Annotated in this window: 13 protein-coding genes; 9 read left to right on the forward strand and 4 right to left on the reverse strand. The window is 29.9% G+C overall.

The window, feature by feature from the left end:
* Nucleotides 1–50: 50 nt before the first annotated feature.
* Together IF125_RS00410 and IF125_RS00415 are read left to right on the forward strand one after the other, a co-directional pair.
* Nucleotides 51–2,876 (forward strand): hypothetical protein, encoded by a 2,826-nt coding sequence (locus tag IF125_RS00410; protein ID WP_225541141.1) that lies wholly within the window; start codon nt 51–53, stop codon nt 2,874–2,876.
* Between the two features lie 4 nt (nt 2,877–2,880).
* A complete protein-coding gene (locus IF125_RS00415) occupies nt 2,881–3,630 on the forward strand; it encodes an SDR family NAD(P)-dependent oxidoreductase (protein WP_171621949.1) in 750 nt (249 codons plus the stop codon).
* Nucleotides 3,631–3,689: 59 nt separating this feature from the next.
* On the opposite strand, the gene IF125_RS00420 is transcribed toward IF125_RS00415, so the two are convergent.
* Nucleotides 3,690–6,056 (reverse strand): outer membrane beta-barrel family protein, encoded by a 2,367-nt coding sequence (locus IF125_RS00420; RefSeq protein ID WP_225541142.1) that lies wholly within the window; start codon nt 6,054–6,056, stop codon nt 3,690–3,692.
* Nucleotides 6,057–6,140: 84 nt separating this feature from the next.
* On the opposite strand from IF125_RS00420, the gene IF125_RS00425 reads away from it, so the two are divergent.
* Both IF125_RS00425 and IF125_RS00430 read left to right on the forward strand, forming a co-directional pair.
* A complete protein-coding gene (locus tag IF125_RS00425; RefSeq protein WP_225541143.1) occupies nt 6,141–7,487 on the forward strand; it encodes a sensor histidine kinase in 1,347 nt (448 codons plus the stop codon).
* Nucleotides 7,477–8,157 carry a response regulator transcription factor gene (locus IF125_RS00430; protein WP_225541144.1) on the forward strand — a complete coding sequence of 227 codons (681 nt, stop codon included), beginning with the start codon at nt 7,477–7,479 and terminating at the stop codon, nt 8,155–8,157. Before IF125_RS00425 ends, IF125_RS00430 begins: the two co-directional genes overlap by 11 nt.
* 83 nt (nt 8,158–8,240) lie before the next feature.
* Here IF125_RS00430 and gdhA read toward each other — a convergent pair whose 3' ends face one another.
* Nucleotides 8,241–9,590, reverse strand: coding sequence for an NADP-specific glutamate dehydrogenase (gene gdhA, locus IF125_RS00435; protein WP_171621953.1), 1,350 nt, complete (start codon nt 9,588–9,590; stop codon nt 8,241–8,243).
* A 201-nt stretch (nt 9,591–9,791) separates the two neighbouring features.
* The gene (locus IF125_RS00440) at nt 9,792–10,382 is read right to left on the reverse strand and encodes a DUF937 domain-containing protein (RefSeq protein ID WP_225541146.1); all 591 of its coding nucleotides are present in this window, start codon (nt 10,380–10,382) and stop codon (nt 9,792–9,794) included.
* 103 nt (nt 10,383–10,485) lie between these two features.
* Between IF125_RS00440 and IF125_RS00445 the strand changes: the two genes are divergently transcribed.
* Nucleotides 10,486–11,520: a GyrI-like domain-containing protein gene (locus IF125_RS00445; protein WP_225541148.1), complete on the forward strand. Its 1,035-nt coding sequence runs from the start codon at nt 10,486–10,488 to the stop codon at nt 11,518–11,520.
* Between the two features lie 88 nt (nt 11,521–11,608).
* Complete coding sequence (uvrA, locus tag IF125_RS00450; protein WP_225541149.1) at nt 11,609–14,434, forward strand: excinuclease ABC subunit UvrA; 2,826 nt, start codon at nt 11,609–11,611, stop codon at nt 14,432–14,434.
* Between the two features lie 72 nt (nt 14,435–14,506).
* Here the strand turns inward: uvrA and IF125_RS00455 are convergent, their stop codons facing one another.
* Nucleotides 14,507–15,814 (reverse strand): gliding motility protein GldB-related protein, encoded by a 1,308-nt coding sequence (locus IF125_RS00455; RefSeq protein ID WP_225541150.1) that lies wholly within the window; start codon nt 15,812–15,814, stop codon nt 14,507–14,509.
* Nucleotides 15,815–15,927: 113 nt separating this feature from the next.
* Here IF125_RS00455 and IF125_RS00460 point away from each other — a divergent pair, with 113 nt between their 5' ends.
* The 3 genes from IF125_RS00460 to IF125_RS00470 all read left to right on the forward strand — a co-directional run bounded on the left by IF125_RS00460 (nt 15,928) and on the right by IF125_RS00470 (nt 18,755).
* Nucleotides 15,928–17,199: a DUF2851 family protein gene (locus IF125_RS00460; RefSeq protein ID WP_225541152.1), complete on the forward strand. Its 1,272-nt coding sequence runs from the start codon at nt 15,928–15,930 to the stop codon at nt 17,197–17,199.
* The gene (locus IF125_RS00465; RefSeq protein ID WP_171621958.1) at nt 17,200–17,421 is read left to right on the forward strand and encodes a PspC family transcriptional regulator; all 222 of its coding nucleotides are present in this window, start codon (nt 17,200–17,202) and stop codon (nt 17,419–17,421) included. It begins immediately after the preceding gene.
* A 146-nt stretch (nt 17,422–17,567) separates the two neighbouring features.
* Complete coding sequence (locus IF125_RS00470; RefSeq protein ID WP_225541153.1) at nt 17,568–18,755, forward strand: helix-hairpin-helix domain-containing protein; 1,188 nt, start codon at nt 17,568–17,570, stop codon at nt 18,753–18,755.
* Nucleotides 18,756–18,759 lie beyond the last annotated feature (4 nt).

An 18,759-nucleotide genomic window follows, 5' to 3' on the forward strand; every position in this document is an offset into this window, starting at 1 on the left:
TAAGTTTGGTATAATAATTGTCTTTTTACGTTGTTAACCAAACTATATCAATGAGTAAGAACCGTTGGATAAAAAAAATAAGTATCGCGCTAATATCTATTATTGCGATACTTTTTATACTAAGTTTTTACATTACTTATTTTCTCAATAATCGTCTCCCAAAAATTATTGCCGAAAAAAATGATACAGCTTACAATCTGACCTACGAAGATTTAAGTTTCTCTATCTTTAATTCGTCTCTTTCACTTAAAAATGTCGAAGTATCTCCTAAAGATTCTTTGATGATAAAGGATTCTATCGAAGCAACCGGAAAAGTTAAAGAGATTAAAGTAGTTGGTATCAATTTTTTCAAGTTAATCACCCAAAAAGAAGTTGCTGCACTTTCGCTCAATATCCACCATCCTTCAGTCAATTATTACTTAAAAGAAAAAAAAGATTCCGTCAAAAAAGATACGATTCATTCAAAAGTTGGACAAAGCATTGATGTGTCTAATGTAAACATTAAAAACGGCGAATTTAACTTGTATTCACAATCAGGGAAAAGACATCTCGCAAATGTTTCTAATTTTGATATTGATTTTGATGGCGTTCGTTTCAACGAAAGAACAATCAATAAAAAAATACCATTTAAATACGCTGCATTTGATATCAAATTAGATTCGATGTTTTTTGTATTGAAAGAGAAACAATTAATTCGAGCAAGAAAAGTTCAGTTTAATCAAACCGATTTTGAATTGGATGATTTTTCGATGAAACCACTTAAAATGAATGGGAAATTATATGTTCCAAATGATTCAGAAAATGATTTATTGGACATAGCATCTCCTTTGCTTTCACTTTCTAATATGGATTGGGGATTTACTTCGGAAGATAAGTTGTATTTTAAAACGGATTTAATTAAATTCAAACAACCACGAATTACCATTATTCAAGCAAAATCTGAAAATAAGATAGCCGATAAATCAGTCAAAAAAGTTACCCTAAAAACAGATGATGCTGAATTGATCAACATCAAAAAACTGCAAATAGAAAATGGAAAAATTCGTTCACTTTTTTCGAACGCAACAACTGTAAAATATGCGGTGAATAATGTTGTGTTGAATATTGAAGGAATAAAAATGAACGAATTAACGCGCACCAATGAAATACCTATTGATTATAAAACGTTTCGTATAAAGTTAGATTCGATGTATTATCGCTTAAATGAAATGCATACGTTAACGGCTTCTAATTTTGATTTTACAGAAAAGAAATTGATTCTGAAAAACTTTAAAATGAAACCAATGATCTCTAAAAATAAATTCAATAAAAATCACACAAAATCAAATACGTTATTGGATGTTGAAGCACCTATTTTAACCTTAAATAAGATCAGTTGGGGAATGAAAAATAGTGAATTTTATTTTCATACGAATTCAATCAAATTGGATGAGGTAAATGTGAAAATTATCGATCAAAAAAATCAAAAAAATATAGCGAAGAAAGCTGAAAATGCAACTCAAAAATTTTTAATCAATTTCAATCTTGGTGTAGATACAATTCAAATTAAACAATCTCGATTTATCGCTTCGCAAAAGTTTGATTTCAATCATGTTAATTTGACTGTTTTAGGTCTGAATAATGAGTTTGGGAGAGAACTTCGAATTAATCATATTCTTTTCAAAAATCCAAAATTCACGATTTATGGTCAACCTAGACGTGTTGCTCAGCGCGAAGGAGAAACTTCTAAGGCATTTAATGATATTATAAAAGTAGATAAGGTTTCGTTGGTAAATGGTCATTTGGAGGTGATTCCTTATCAACAAAAAATACCAAACTTATCCTTGAAGCAAATTCAATTGGTATTCGATCAGATCAATGTAGATCCAAAAACGATTCAAGAAGCCATACCTTTTTCCTATCATTCAGTTTTATTAAAATCTTCAGGAATAGAGTATGATTTAGGAAAAACCTATCAATTAAATACGGGAGCATTACAATTTTACAACGGGAATTTAACGTTAAATCAAATGAATTTAACACCGAAAGTTTCTCGAAAGGCGTATACAGCATCTTTGCAAAAACAAGCAGATTTGTACACCGTTTCTGTCAATCAAATCAATGGAAATGGTATAAAATGGGGAATTTCGCCCTCAAAAGATTTCTTTTTGAAAGCGAATCAATTGAAATTAAATCAACTTTATGCAAATATTTACAGAAGTTTAGTTCCGCCTGATGATACAAAACGTAAAACAATGTTTTCAGAAAAATTACGGGAGATGAAGTTTGATTTAGGTGTAAAGGAATTGCAATTGGTGAATTCGAAATTGGAGTATGAAGAAGAAACTGAAAAAAGTATTGGAACTGGAAAATTAACTTTTTCGTCGATAAATACAACCGTTAAAAATGTCAATTCTGGTTATCGTAAAAAATCATTACCAGATGTCAATGTTGATTGGCGTTCCGAATTTATGAAGGGAGATTTGCGTGCGAATTGGACATTTAATCCTATGAATCGTACTGAAAAATTTAATATTAAAGGCGGAATAACAAAACTACCTGCAAAAAATCTCGATCCTTTTGTAAAACCATATCTTAAAGTTTCTGTTGATGGATTTTTTAATCAAATAAAATTCGATTTTGATGGAAATGATAAAGTTGCAAGTGGTAATTTTGGAATTGATTATCAAGATTTGAATGTAAATGTTTTGCGAGATGATGGATCGAAACGCAAGCTTTTATCAGCAGTTGGAAATACAGCAATTAAAAATAATTCGCGAGGAGAAATACGAGAAAAAAAAGTAGAAAATGTTGAACGAAAACAGGATAAATCATTTTTTAATTTCTTTTTAGCTTGTATCTTAGACGGTTTTAAAAAAGCACTTTTAATTATTTAAGAAAATGAAAAGAACAGTCTTCATTACCGGAGCAACATCTGGCATAGGAATGGCGACAGCAAAGAAATTAGCACCAAATTACCGTTTAATTTTATGTGGACGTCGTCAAGAACGATTAGATGAAATTCAAGCAGAATTGAGTCAACTAACTGAAGTGAAAACCATTCAATTTGATGTTCGTAACAAAGAAGCTGTTTTTCAAGCAGTAGAAAGTTTAGAGAACGAATGGAAAAATATTGATGTGTTAATTAATAATGCAGGAAATGCACATGGGTTAGCACCTTTCGACTCTGCTGATGTAGAGGATTTGGAAGCAATGATTGATATCAATGTTAAAGGATTAATTTATGTTTCTAAAGCGATTATTCCATTGTTAAAACAATCAAATCATGCACATATTGTCAATCTTTCTTCAATCGCAGGAAAAGAAGTTTACCCTAATGGTGGCACATATTGCGCGTCTAAAGCAGCAGTAGAATCGTTGAGTAAAGGAATGCGTTACGATTTGTTACCTTACGGAATAAAAGTTTCAAATATTGCGCCTGGAGCAGTAGAAACAGAGTTTTCTTTGGTTCGTTTCAAAGGCGACGAAGAAAAAGCAGACAATGTATACAAAGGATTCGAGCCTTTACAAGCAGAAGATATTGCAAATACAATCGAGTATTTATTGCAACAACCAGAACATGTGCAAATTGCAGATGTGACTATTTTTCCAAAAGCTCAAGCTGGTGGAACAGTTATTTTAAAGAAATAATTTTTCTTTGATCATAAATTTTTTAAAATGAAAAGCCTCTGTTTTAGAGGCTTTTCATTTTAAATCCTATTTTGTTCTGCTGTTTTTTGAACTTGTTTCGCATCCTTTACTTTCTGATTTCCGAAATTGTATTTCAAATTCAACATAAAATATTGTGTGTCGCGATAATCTTTGAAAACCTGATTCTGATTTGCATATTTTGTTGAAATAGTATTGCGATCAGTTCTGAAAATATCATTAAATGTTAAACCTATTTCGAAACGTTTGTCCCATATTTTTTTATTCAAAATTAAGTAGGTATTTTGGGAAGAGCTGATGTTAAACGAACCTTGAATTGCTTTTGAATTGTATTGATAGCCAGCTGAAATGTTAAAGGTTTTTTCTTTATCCAAATCCAGTTGTGTATTCAAATTCAAGTGATAAAAAAATACTTCATTTTTATATTGTTGTTGTTCTGGTACAAAATAATAGTTTTGATTGTATTCGCCCATTGCAAAGAAATTTAGTTTCCACCACGACTTTAGATTGAAATTTTTCGAAAAATTTGCTCCAAAAGCTTCTCCATTTTTGATGTTCGTAAAATGATAAACCGTTTCGAAAGTTTCAGGATTTTGAATTGAAATTTCCATTGCAGGGTCTTTCTCGTAGCGATAATACATTTCAAAATTCCAATCTTTTAAAGTGTAAGATAAACTCAAATTGTGAATAATCGTAGAAACTGCGTTTGCATCGCCTTGAAAATATGAAAATAGATTGTAATACGATTTCGAAGGATTCAAGAAATTATAATTTGGTCGATTAATTCTTTTACCATAATTCAAACCAATTTGTCCTGCGTTTTCAAAACTGTACATCAAATATATTGTTGGAAATAAGTCTGTATTTGTTCGTTTATTATGATTAATTGGGTGATCAGAAATCGTATTAATCCAAGTTGTTTCAGCTCTCAAACCAGCTTTTGCTTCCCACTTTTTCCAGTTGTAATTTCCAGAAAGATATAAGGCGAAAATCTGTTCTTTGTAATTAAAAACATTACTTTTTTCGGGTTGATATTCGATTTGATTTTGAATTGATTCAAAAAAATCTAAATCATTGTCATTTTTCACAAAACTATGTTTTGCTCCAGCCTCCAAACCAAAATTTTCATGAGTTAAACTATAATCAATTTGAGTAGAAAATAAATTCAATTTTTGAAGTGCAGTACTTAAAAAACGGTTTTCTTCATAAGGTTTATCTTTGAAATTTAATTTCGTTAAAACATCTTGATTTTCTTTGTAATAGCGATGACTAAAATTGTTGCTCCAAGTTAAATTGTTTTTTCTAAACTTTTTATCATAAACCAAATAGGTATTGAAATTATTTGAAGCTTCGCGACGATGATTTTGTGTTTTATAAAATGATTCGAGTTGATTATTCGTTGTATTGTAAATATTTGTCGGAACATTATAATTCCCAATTGATGCAGGGTTTCTTGATCCATTTATTCCGAACTGAAAATTTTGTAAACTATCGATTGAATATTGAGTAGCAAAATTGTAGAGATGCTGCTGTTTCGCAACTGTTCTGCGAATCATGTCGCTCTCCCAACGTGTTTTATCATCTTGAAAAGTTACAACATCAAAATTTTTGCGAACATATTTTCCATTCACAAAATAATAATTTCCTGTCAATTGCCATTTTTCTGTATTGTAAGACTGTGTTGTTCCCAACATTCCTTTGCTATAAATCGATTGATGATAACGCGTAGCGATTTGTCCTTTGTAACCAGAAAGTACATTTTTCTTCATTTTGATGTTGATAATCGCACTTCCAGACGCCTCATATTTAGCAGGTGGATTTGTAATGATTTCAACCGAAAAAACTGTGACACCATCTGTATTTTCTAACAATTGTTTCAATTGATCTTCCGTCATCAAAGTTTTTTTATCATTAATCGTGATCAAAATTTGTGTGTTTCCTCTTACGCTTAATTGATTATTTTTTAAGAGAACATTTGGTGTGTTTTTCACGATATCCCAAGCGCTAAGATTTTGTAAAGGCGTATTTTCTACATTAAATTCTATTCGGTCAATTTTTCGTTTCAACAAAGGTTTTTGAGCTGAAACAACAACATCTTTTAGGTTTATTGTTTCATCTTTTTTAATTACAATTTGAATAGATTTTGTATTATTAGTTTGATAGGTTTCTTCAAATTCTTGGTAGCCGAATTCTTTAATATATATCGTAAATAATTTTGCTTGATGAAGTTCAAAACTGAATTCGCCATTTTCATTCGATTCAGTTATAATAGAATCTTGTGAAGGAATTTCAACTTCAATTGAACTATTTTTGATGGGTTGATTTTGCTCATCCATCAATTTTCCAGTTATCACCTGTGCAAAAATTATGGATGGAAATAAAAGTAAGATATAAACAATTGTTTTCATTCAAATAGTTTTAGCAAAGTTGATTTTAAACGTCGTTTTTTTCGGTTAATGAACGGTTAACGATGCGTTAATGTGAGTTTTGTGATGAAAAACAATGTATTTTTGAGTATGAATCTTTCTAAAAAATATTATTCAATTTTATTTGCGTTTGTATTGTTGATTTTAGTCGCTTTGCAAGTTTATTACATTTACAATTCGTATCGGTTAGTGGAAAAAGATATGAATAAAGAAGCTGCTGAAATTGCATTGAAAGTAATGAATGAAATGAACGAATTTCAGAAAGCAATAGATGAAGATAATTTGATCAATAGTTTTAAAAAATTATCGCACGAAAAAGGAAAACAGTTTGATGAACTGAATGTTATTCGTTTGAACATAGATAATAATCATCAACTATTTACATCAAAAGTAGATTCGTTAATTGATTTTTATTCCAAAGAAAGAAATTATCAAATTGCGTTAAAAATGGAAATTAATTCTGTTTATGATGAAATCAATCATGTAGAATTATTACCCCAAAAACCGTTGGTCATGTATCGTTCATCGACCAAAATAATTCATCCAAAATCGATTAATCAAAGTGTTTGGAGTTCTGATGATATAAGTAATCAAACAGATTCAGATTTAGGAATTGATAAAAGTGAGCGACATAAATACAAAATAAAATCACAAACTAACTATGAATTATTGAATTTGAATTTTTTAGTGCTCAAAAAAATAATTCCTTTGATTGTGGTGAGTTTACTAATTATTGCATTAATCATTTTTTTATATTGGAAATCGATTCAAAATTTATCGAAACAAGAAGAAAAAATCAATCAACTGCATTTAACCATCGACTCAATTGCGCATGAATTGAACACACCGATTACGACTATGAAATTTGCTTTACATCAAGTTCAACATAACGAAATCAAAGAAATGATAAATCGTCAAATTAATCGTTTGGAGAATACAGTTGATTCAATTTTTGTAAAAAATGATGAAAATAATGAATTGTTAGATGAAGTGATTTTAAATGAGATTATTCAGAAAATACAATTGCAATTTCCAGCAATTAATATCACGCATCAAATTATTTTTGAAAAGAATGGAAGATTGCTAACGAAAGATTTTCAACAAATTTTCCAGAATTTAATCGAAAATTCTATCAAATATGGTGCTTCTGAAATTTTATTAGATTTTAAATTTCAAAAAGAAATAACATTGAATTTTTCAGACAATGGAATAGGAATTCCTATAAATGATTTGCCTTTTATTTTTGATAAATATTATCGAGTCGATCGCTCAATCAATCAAAATGTAAGTGGTTTGGGAATTGGATTATATCTCGTTAAAAAGATTATTGAACGCTATTTAGGAACAATCAACGTTGAGAATAATAAAGAAAAAGGTGTTCAATTTTTAATCGTTTTGCCGAATGAAAACTAAAATAATTTTAGTAGAAGATGATCAAGATTTGGGAACTGTTCTCAAACAATATCTTGAATTTTCTGATTTTGAAGTAATATGGTTCAATCATCCACAAAAATTATTGAATGATTTGTCGATTGTATCTTCAGCTCAATTGATTATTTTGGATGTAATGTTACCTGAAATTGATGGTTTTTCTTTGGCAAAAGAGTTGGTTAAAACGATTTCGATTCCTTATTTGTTTTTAACAGCAAAATCACAAAGCTTTGATCGAGTTTTAGGTTTAAAATTGGGTGCTGATGATTACATTACAAAACCTTGTGATCCTGAAGAATTGGTCTTAAGAATCAAAAATATTTTGAGAAGAAATTATCCTATTTCAGAAGAAATATTTCTAATTGGAACCTATGTTTTTAATCGAAATCAATTGACTTTATCTTTTAAAGATGAGTTTTTTCAACTCACAGAAAAAGAAACCGAATTGTTGTTTTATTTTATTCGAAATAATCAAAAATTGGTCACACGAAAAGAAATTTTAGAAACCATTTGGGGCGAAGATGATTACTTTATGGGACGAAGTTTGGATGTTTTTATGACACGTTTGCGCAAATATTTTCAGAACGATGAAACAATAAAATTCGAATCTGTTCGTGGAATTGGATTTAAGATCGAGTTACCTCTAAAATAAAAGCCTCTATTTAAGAGGCTTTCATAACAAACAATTTAATTTAAACTTAGTTCGAAAACTAAATATATAAATGGATTTTTTATTTATATTCCTTGCGCAATCATCGCGTCAGCAACTTTTACAAAACCTGCAATATTGGCTCCTTTGTAATAATTTATAGTACGTTGATGAGGTTCTTCTCCATACTTTTTACATTGTTGATGAATTTTTATCATAATCTCTTTTAGTCGATAATTTACTTTTTCTCTGTTCCAATTTTGACGAATCGAATTTTGAGACATTTCTAATCCAGATGTTGCGACACCACCCGCGTTTGCGGCTTTTCCAGGACCGTACAAAATATGATGATTTAAAAAATAATGAATCGCATCTGGAGTTGTTGGCATATTTGCACCTTCTGCTACTAACGTGCATCCGTTGAGATGCAACGTTTGCGCATCTTGTAAATCTAATTCATTTTCTGTTGCACACGGTAAAGCTATATCACAAGGGGTTTTCCAAGGTGTTTGATTAGGATAAAAATTGGCTTTAGGATAATAATCAATATAAGTAGAAATACGTGCGTAATCTTCATTTTTAATTTTGAAAATGATGTTTAATTTTTCTTGATCAAAACCATCTTCATCATAAATATACCCAGAAGAATCTGAAAGTGTTACTACTTTTGCACCCATTTCGATTGATTTTTCTGCTGCATATTGTGCAACATTTCCTGCTCCTGAAATTGTAATAATTTTCCCCTCTAAATTCTCCCCTTTTTCTGCCAACATACATTCTACAAAATAAAGTAATCCATATCCAGTGGCTTCGGGACGGATTAAAGAACCTCCAAAGTCTAATCCTTTACCTGTTAAAACACCTGTAAACTCGTTTCGAATTCGTTTATACTGTCCAAACATATAACCAATTTCTCTCGCTCCAACACCGATATCTCCAGCAGGAACATCTACATCAGCACCAATATGACGCGATAATTCTGTCATAAATGCTTGACAAAAACGCATGATTTCCATATCGGATTTTCCCTTTGGATCAAAATCTGAACCTCCTTTTCCGCCTCCCATAGGTAATGTTGTTAAACTATTTTTGAAAACTTGTTCAAAGGCTAAAAATTTTAAAATTGATAAATTAACCGAAGGATGAAAACGCAAACCGCCTTTGTATGGGCCAATAGCAGAATTCATTTGTACACGATAACCTTTATTGATTTGTATTTCTCCTTTGTCATCTACCCAAGTTACTCGAAATTGAATAACGCGTTCTGGTTCTGCAATTCGTTCCAGTATTTTAAATTTTTTATACTTTGGATGAGCATCAATAAAAGGTAATAAAGTTTCAGATACTTCTTCTACAGCTTGCAGAAATTCTTTTTCATTCGGATTTTTTGATTGGATTGATTGAATAAAATCGTCTGTGTAAAATAAAGTATCCATGATTTTTTGTGCTTAATTTTTTATAAAAATACAAGGAAGGTGTGTTTTTTTAATTCTTTAAATAATAAAAAGTTTCATATATTGTTAAATCAGTAATTTAGTTAGGTTAGATTGTTTAATTTGATAATTTTAGAAACAAAAAAAGCAGGAAATTTTCCTGCTTGATAAATTTTATATTTTTATTCAATTTAAGACATCGAATTATTTTTTGAAGAATCCGCCTAAAAATCCCATCGCATCTCCAAGTCCTAATTGTCCATCTCCATCTTGATCTAATAACTTTTCAAAACCTCCTAAGTTTACACCTCCTTGATTTGATTGTGTGGAAGTTCCTCCAACTAAACCGCCTAATAATCCAGCAATTCCGTTAGAATCTAAACCTTCTGATTGCTTTTGTTTTCCTAAATATCCCATTACAATTGGTGCTACCAAAGCTAATATTTGTGTTACTTGTCCTACACTTATACCAGATTGTTGAGAAATTGCAGACGCTACATTTTGTTGTTTATTACCTAAAACATGATTCAAAATTCCCAAACCATCATGTTGATTTCCTCCTTGTCCTAAAAATCCAGAAAGATTATCTAAAATACTACCATCGTGTTGCTTTAACGCATTCGAAATTCCTTCTGCGCCACCAGTTTGTGCATTTTTATTTAAAGCTGATAATAAAAAAGGTACAGCCGCAGCAACAGCACTTTGTGCTTGAGATTCATTAATACTTAATTGTTTCGCAGCAGATCCAACAACTTGTTGACCAATAGCTCCTTGAATTAAATTTGTAAAGTCCATAAGTTTAAATTCATTTAATCAAATATAGTATTTTAAAACATTAATTTAGATTAATATTATGAGTGCGGTAAAGTATTTCTATTTTTGTACTTTAATTTTATAAATGAAACAAATAAATCTTCTTTTAGTAATTCTTATTGCGATTATAGCTTTGTTGCCTATCGTATTGCCAGATCGGTTTGATGAAGAAATCGAGTATGAGTTTGATGCGCCTGTGGGATTGGTTTATGATGAATTTTATAATCTTCGACAGTTTTCTAAATGGGAAAAATTTACGGCAGCTGATTCATTGACTATCAAAAAGTTTACGAATACACAAGATGATGATGAAATTTCGGTTACGTGGGATTCTGATGATGCAGCAATTGCTTCGGGAAAAATAACGATTGATAATTTTGCAGTGAATCGTTTCGTGAATTACACAATAAAATATGATGGTTGGGAAAAATTAGATAGTTTGAATGTGAAATTTGATCAAAATGAAAGTGGTAAAACAATCGCTAAACTAAATTATTTGAGCCAAGAGATTCCCTATTTTTACCGTTATTTCGCTTATTTCAAAAATCCAGAATCCAAGTTTCAAGAATCATTAGATAATTTAAACGAACAAGTTAAAATACGTTTAGATAATGATAAAAAAGAAGGAAGACTAAATTATGGTGAATTCCGTATCACAGCTTTAGGAAGAACGAATTTATTAGCGATTAAAAAACAAGCTAAACTTTCTGATAAAGTGATTATGGAAAAAGTAGATGAATCTTTCGAAACCATTTATAAAGCTTTAATCAACAAGGAAGAAGGGGGGTACGATTTCGATTTAGGTTTTCCTTATATCTATTTTACTGATTTTAATAAAGAAAAAGCTCAGGTTACTTTTTTCTCAGGAATTCAATTAATAGAGGACTTACCTTTGCAAAAAGGAATGCAAAAAGTAGTTGTGCCTGAAGGTAATTATTTATTAACCTTGCATATAGGACCACGTTCTAAACGTCATCAAACAATTACGAAAATGAAAAACTACGCACAATCGAAAAAAATAGAATTAGGAAAACGACAATTAGAAGTGATGTTGAATGATCCAAAAGAAACAGATAGCTTAAAACTTGTTTCACGTATTTATATTCCGATTGTAAAATAATAAATTAGAAAGAATTAACAATTTTTAAAATAGACTAAGCCACAGAAATGTGGCTTTTTTTGTACTTTTGCAAATCTTACAAACAAACATGGACAAAGATTTTATTGAAGTTTACGGAGCTCGTGAACATAATCTAAAAAATATTGATGTTAAGATTCCTCGCAACGAGCTTGTGGTGATCACAGGATTAAGTGGAAGTGGGAAATCTTCGCTTGCTTTTGATACGATTTATGCAGAAGGTCAACGTCGTTATATTGAAACATTTTCGGCTTATGCACGTCAATTTTTAGGAGGATTGGAACGTCCAGATGTTGATAAAATTGATGGATTGTCTCCTGTTATTGCAATTGAGCAAAAAACAACCAATAAGAATCCGCGTTCTACAGTAGGAACAATTACAGAAATTTATGATTTTCTTCGTTTATTATATGCAAGAGCGTCCACAGCTTATTCTGTTGAAACGAATGAAAAAATGGTGGCATACACAGATGATCAAATTATTGAACTGATTCGTGCGCAATATGAAGGAAAAAAAATAGCTATTCTGGCACCAATTGTTCGTTCTCGTAAAGGTCATTACCGTGAAGTTTTTGTGACTTACTCTAAAAAAGGTTTTCTCGAAATGCGCATTGATGGTACGTTACAAGATATTGCGCCAGGAATGATGTTAGATCGTTACAAAACACATGATATCGAGTTGTTGGTTGACAAAATGATTTTGAATGAGAAAGTGAATGATCAACGTTTACGCTCAAGTATCGATCATGCAATGCAACAAGGAAACGGAATTACAATGGTTTTGGATTACGAAACAAACGAATCTCGATTCTTTTCTCGTTCATTAATGTGTGCTACAACAGGTGTTTCATATGCACTACCCGAACCCAATACTTTTTCGTTTAATTCACCAAAAGGAGCTTGTCCAACTTGTACTGGTTTAGGCGAATTGAAAGTAGTGAATCACGAAAAATTATTTCAAGATAAAGAGAAATCGTTGTTTGATAATTTAGAAGAATTATTTGAAGCCTTAAAAACTTCTTCTCGAATCGAAAAACAATTAGAGGCTATTTTTGTTAAATATAATGTAGATCAAAAGACTGCTTTCAAAAAATTACCAAAAGAATTAATTGACGATGTGATGAATGGTTTGAAAGAAACCTTGAACGTTGATTTGAAATTTGCATCAGTCAAAAAAACATATAAAATAGATTTTGAAGGATTAAACGAATTTCTTTCTGAAATTATGGAAGATAAAACCAATCCTTCTTCAAATTCGATTAGTAAAAAGTTTGGAAAAAAAGAAATTTGTCCAACTTGTGAAGGTAAACGCTTAAAGAAAGAATCACTTTTCTTTCGTATCGACGATAAAAACATTGGTGAAGTTGCCGAAATGGATCTTAAATCTTTACAGAAATGGATTGAAGAAGCGCCAGCTTCTATGTCAGCTAATCAACAACAAATTGCACATGAAATTCTGAAAGAAATTTATACACGTTTGTCATTTTTATTAGATGTCGGATTGGATTATTTGAGTTTGAATCGTTCGTCGAAAACTCTTTCTGGAGGAGAAGCGCAACGAATTCGTTTAGCAACTCAAATCGGTTCTCAGTTAGTCAATGTCTTGTATATTTTAGACGAACCAAGTATTGGTTTGCATCAACGTGATAATGTTCGTTTGATTGATTCTTTAAAAAAATTACGTGATATCGGAAATTCTGTTTTGGTTGTAGAACATGATAAAGACATGATTTTAGAAGCTGATTATGTAATTGATGTTGGTCCTAAAGCTGGGAAAAATGGAGGTCAAATTGTCTGGCAAGGAGAACCTGAACAAATGTTGAAATCAAATACATTGACTTCAAAGTATTTAAATAATCAATTACAAATAGAAGTTCCGAAAGAACGACGAAAAGGAAATGGAAACGAACTAAAACTTTTTGGTGCTTCAGGAAATAATCTAAAAAAAGTAAATCTTACTATTCCATTAGGTGAATTGGTTGTGGTTTCTGGAGTTTCTGGTAGTGGGAAATCTACGTTAATTAATGAAACGTTATATCGAATTTTGAATCATCATTTTTTCCGTGCAGAAAAAGATCCGATGCCTTATAAAAAAATTGAAGGTTTAGAACATTTGGATAAAGTAATCGAAGTAGATCAATCGCCTATTGGACGTACACCTCGTTCTAATCCTGCAACCTACACAGGTATTTTTTCTGATATTCGTTCGTTGTTCACAAATTTACCCGAAGCAAAAATTAGAGGGTACAAACCTGGACGTTTTTCATTTAATGTAAAAGGAGGTCGTTGCGAAACGTGCCAAGGTGCAGGTTTGCGTGTGATAGAAATGAATTTTTTACCTGATATTCATGTCGAGTGTGAAACATGTAATGGTAAACGTTTTAATAGAGAAACCTTAGAGATACGTTACAAAGGAAAATCGATTTCGGATGTGTTGGAGATGACTGTAAATGAAGCCGTAGAATTCTTTGAAGCTATTCCGAAAATTTATCGTTATGTCAAAATGTTGCAAGATGTAGGGTTAGGTTATATCACACTTGGACAACAATCGACAACCTTGAGTGGAGGAGAAGCACAACGTGTAAAATTGGCGACAGAATTAGCAAAAAAACAAACCGGAAAAACAATTTATATTTTAGATGAACCAACAACAGGTTTACATTTTGAAGATGTAAATGTATTGATGAAAGTCATCAATAAAATTGTAGAATTTGGAAATACAGTAATCATTATCGAACATAATTTAGATGTTATAAAATTAGCCGATTATGTCATAGATATTGGTCCTGATGGTGGTGGAAAAGGTGGTAAAATTGTTGCCGAAGGAACACCAGAAGAAATTGCGAATAATCCGAAAAGCGTAACAGGAAAATTCTTGAAAAACGAATTGAAATAATAAAAATATAATTTACAATAAAAAATCCTTGTCAAAGTTCAAAACCTTGACAAGGATTTTACTTATTCAAACCTAATTAGAAGTTTCAAATTCTATCAGATAGTTTTTTAGAGGATAATTATTCATATTTCTAAAATTACTCGAAATTAGGATTTGATATTTTTTATTAGGTTCTAACTCTACTTGAATTGTCCAACTTTTGTTATCATTTGACCAATATCTTTTCTTGAAATCACTTTTAGGAAATGCGACTTCGCCTAATTCACCATAATCTACTCCAGTATTAAATCCATTTAAAGGTTCAGAAAAATTGATTGTGATTTCTTTTGTTTTGGGATCAACATTTTTACTGTAATTGTTAAACTGTTTTATTCCAAGAACAGTAGGTCTTTTGCTTTCAAAATCTTTTTGAAGTTCTTCTAAAGATTTAGAAAAATAATTTGATTTAGTGACATAATCTTCAATAACAGTTTTGTTTGCATAATCTAACTCGATTAATTCTTTTATTGCATATTTTTTATTTTCAGCTTGATTGTAATAATTTTCAGCTATCTGATAACCTATATAATATCCCAAATCTCTCACGCCAAACTCGTTTGGAGAATCTCCCCAAAGCCATTTATATAAGTTATTCATATAAAACATTTCCTGTTCGAATCGCGCTCTTACTTTTTCATTATTATTTTTACCATAGGAAATAGCGGGAGCTGCGGACGGTACATTCATTGCTTTTGTAGAAACAAATTCTGCAATACCTTCGTAAATAACATAAGAAAGAAGATTGTCTACAAATGGCTTTTGTTGTGTATGAACATATTCATGTACATTTAATAATACCAAATCATTAATAGGCTCGCTATCAAAATATACACGTCTTGCGTTGCGTAGGTTTTTAGGAAATTCGTCTGTAACTGTATTTTTATCCGTCATGGCTAACTCGCTTCCAATCAAAACACTTTTATCTTTTATTGTCCCATTTGTACGTAATGCTCCAATTGTAAAGTAAATATTAGCGGGTTTCAATTCAGGGTAAATCAATCGAAGTTTTTTAATTCCTTTATTCAAATCTTTTGATATATTTTTAGATTTTAATGTGTTTTTTCGAACCGAATTCCAGAATTTAGGATAAGAATTAATTGCATTGATATAATCTTTTTCGGTATAATTTCTTGTTTCTCTAATTAATTTTAAACCTTCTGTACCTTTTGATAAATACTCATCGTTCAAATATTTATATTGCAATACAGAATCTTTAGTTTGAGCTATTTTATCATATGCTATCCAAAAATTATCGACATCTGATGTGAAAACTTTTTGAGCATTTACAGAAAAGGAAAAGAAGAAATAAGCTGTAACAGATGAAAGTATAAAGTTTTTCATAAATAGTAATAAAAGTAATAAGTTACTAAGATAATTTATTTTCATTTGTAAACATTTAATTTTTAAATGTTTATTATAATTAAATTTTGTAAAAAACTGTTTATCTTTTTCCTATGAAAGAGGTTTTTCTACATTATATTTGGAATTCGAAGCAATTTTTATATCAAAATTTGCAAACTTTTCATGGTGATTTTATTGAAATTATCAAGGTTGGAAAACTGAATCATCATGCAGGACCAGATTTTTTGGAAGCAGAAATTATTATTGGTGATAAAGTATGGATTGGTAGTGTAGAAATGCATGTAAATTCGTCGGATTGGCTGACGCACCAACATTCAGATGATTTAGCGTACCAAAATGTGATTTTACATGTGGTTTGGAACCATGATTGTGAAGTGGATATTTTACGCCAACGAAATGTACAAACCTTGATTTTACAAGATTTTGTAAAACCTGAAATTGTTTTTAATTATCAAAATATTATTCATTCTAAATTGGATAAAATTTATTGCGAAGAATTTTTAAGTACACTTGATTTTAAACAATTTGATTTTTGGTTTGAACGAATTTTAATCGAACGATTCGAAGAGAAAACAACACATATTTTACACATTTTAGAAAAAAATAATTCGAATTGGGAAGAAACATTGTTCAAAAGTTTAGCTAAAAATTTTGGTTTAAAAGTGAATGTAGAAGCGTTTGAATTGTGGTCAAATTCTTTTCCATTTAACGTGTTGCAAAAGATACAATTTGATGCGTTAAAAGTAGAGGCTTTATTTTTTGGACAAGCAGGTTTTTTGGAAGAAGATTATGAAAATGCATATTTTAATCAATTAAAAAAAGAATATAATTTTCTGAAAAATAAATATCAAATCCAAGCAATTGAAAATAGTTTATTTCGTTTTTCTAAAATGCGACCAATAGGCTTTCCTACTATTCGATTGGCGCAATTAGGCGCAATTTATACGCAATATTTAAGTTTATTTTCAGTAATAATTCAACCTAAAAATTTAAAAGAATTTTATAAAATTTTTAACAAACAAGAATTGAATTCTTTTTGGAACACACATTATACATTTAAAAACGAATCTAAATTTCAACTCAAAAATCTTTCAAAAGACAAAATAAATAATTTGTTGATTAATACAATTATCCCAATACGATATGCATTCGAGCGACAAAAAGATGAAGTTGAAATTGATTTTTACCTTGATTTGTTAAATGAAATGGATCCCGAAAATAATTCGATTTTGAATGAATTTGAACGCATTGGCTTCGAAAATAAAACTGCGAAAGATTCACAACAATTAATTCAACTCAAAAAAAGATATTGCTCCGAGAAAAAATGTTTAAATTGCGCTATCGGACAACAAATTTTACGTTAAATGAAAGATCAAATAAGAAATTTTGCAGAAAGAGAATGGTTTAATGTTATTTCGAGATTTGCAGATAAAATAGGTGTTCGTGTTGCTAAATTACGATTTATTTTTATCTATTTAGCTTTCGCGACTTTTGGTTTAGCGTTTGTTGGCTATTTTATGATGTTGTTCTTTTTTTGGGTAAAGGATTGTTTTATTATCAAACGAAAATCAGTCTTTGATTTGTAATTTGTTATTTACAAATATTTAAAACCTATAATTTATTTTATTCTTCTTAACTTGCTAAATATTTGAATGTTATATCATTTTTAATGATAATGTAAGGGTGTGGTATATAATTTTTTTTCATCTCTTTTCTGACTAAAATGAAATATTTGAAAAAGTCTACTTTTTATTTAAATAAATCACAGCGATTTGGGTTGTATTTGTTATTTGTATTGATTTTATTGTTTGAAATTTTTCAGCATATTTCAGTTCAAAAAGAAACTTATGAATTAACAGAGACGGATAAAGTATTGTTGGCTAAATATCAAATATCTTCTAAGAATTATGCTTTTAATACAACTTCTGTAAATAATTTAAAAGATTCAATCAAACCTTTTAATCCAAATGATTTGTCTTTGGAAGATTGGATGAATTTAGGATTTTCGGAACGTCAAGCCGAAGTTATTTTGAAATATAAAGGAATAGTTGGGGGTGAATTTACCTCAAAAGAGCAAATCAAAAAGTGTTATGTGATTGATGAAGAAAAGTACAGGGAACTATCTCCGTTTATTCTTTTACCTACACAATCTAAATCAAATTTTATTGATTATACATTTTCAAAAACTAAAGTTGTTTATAAGAATTTTAACCCGAATGATTTGCCTCAACAAGGTTGGGAAAAGCTTGGTTTTTCTCCAAAACAGGCTGAAACAATTATGAAATACAAACAAATTATTGGTGGAAAATTTACTTCAAAAGAACAAATTAGAAAATGTTTTGTGATTGATGATGAGAAATATGCAGAAATGAAAGCTTATATTTTATTGCCTGAAAAATCAAAAGAAGACGAAAAATTATCAAGTAAACAAATTGGAAAAAATATTCAGTATATTAAATTTAATCCAAATAATTATTCGGAAAAAGATTGGCAAAAGTTAGGATTTTCGTCAAAACAAGCAATTTCTATTTTAAAATATAAAACCATTTTGGGTGGTCAGTTTAAAACCAAAGAGCAAATAAAAAAATGCTATATAATTTCGGATGAAAAATATCAAGAAATGGAGCCTTATATTGATTTACCAAATAATGTTGAATATAAAGCTGAATTACCAAAAGTAGAATCTAAAATTGTAGAAAATAAAGTTGAAAAAATTGAGTTAACAGAAAAGTTTAATCCGAATAATTTGAATCATGAAGATTGGATAAGACTAGGCTTTACGGAACAACAAGTCAACACAATTTTAAAATTTAAACGTTCGTTAGGAGGTAAGTTTAAGGATGCAAAAACATTGAAAAAATGTTATGCGATTAGTGAAGAAAAGTTTAATGAGATTGAACATTTTTTAATTTTCGATTAGACAT

Origin of the sequence: Empedobacter stercoris (assembly GCF_020281205.1) — a bacterium.
Classification (GTDB): Bacteria; Bacteroidota; Bacteroidia; order Flavobacteriales; family Weeksellaceae; genus Empedobacter; species Empedobacter stercoris.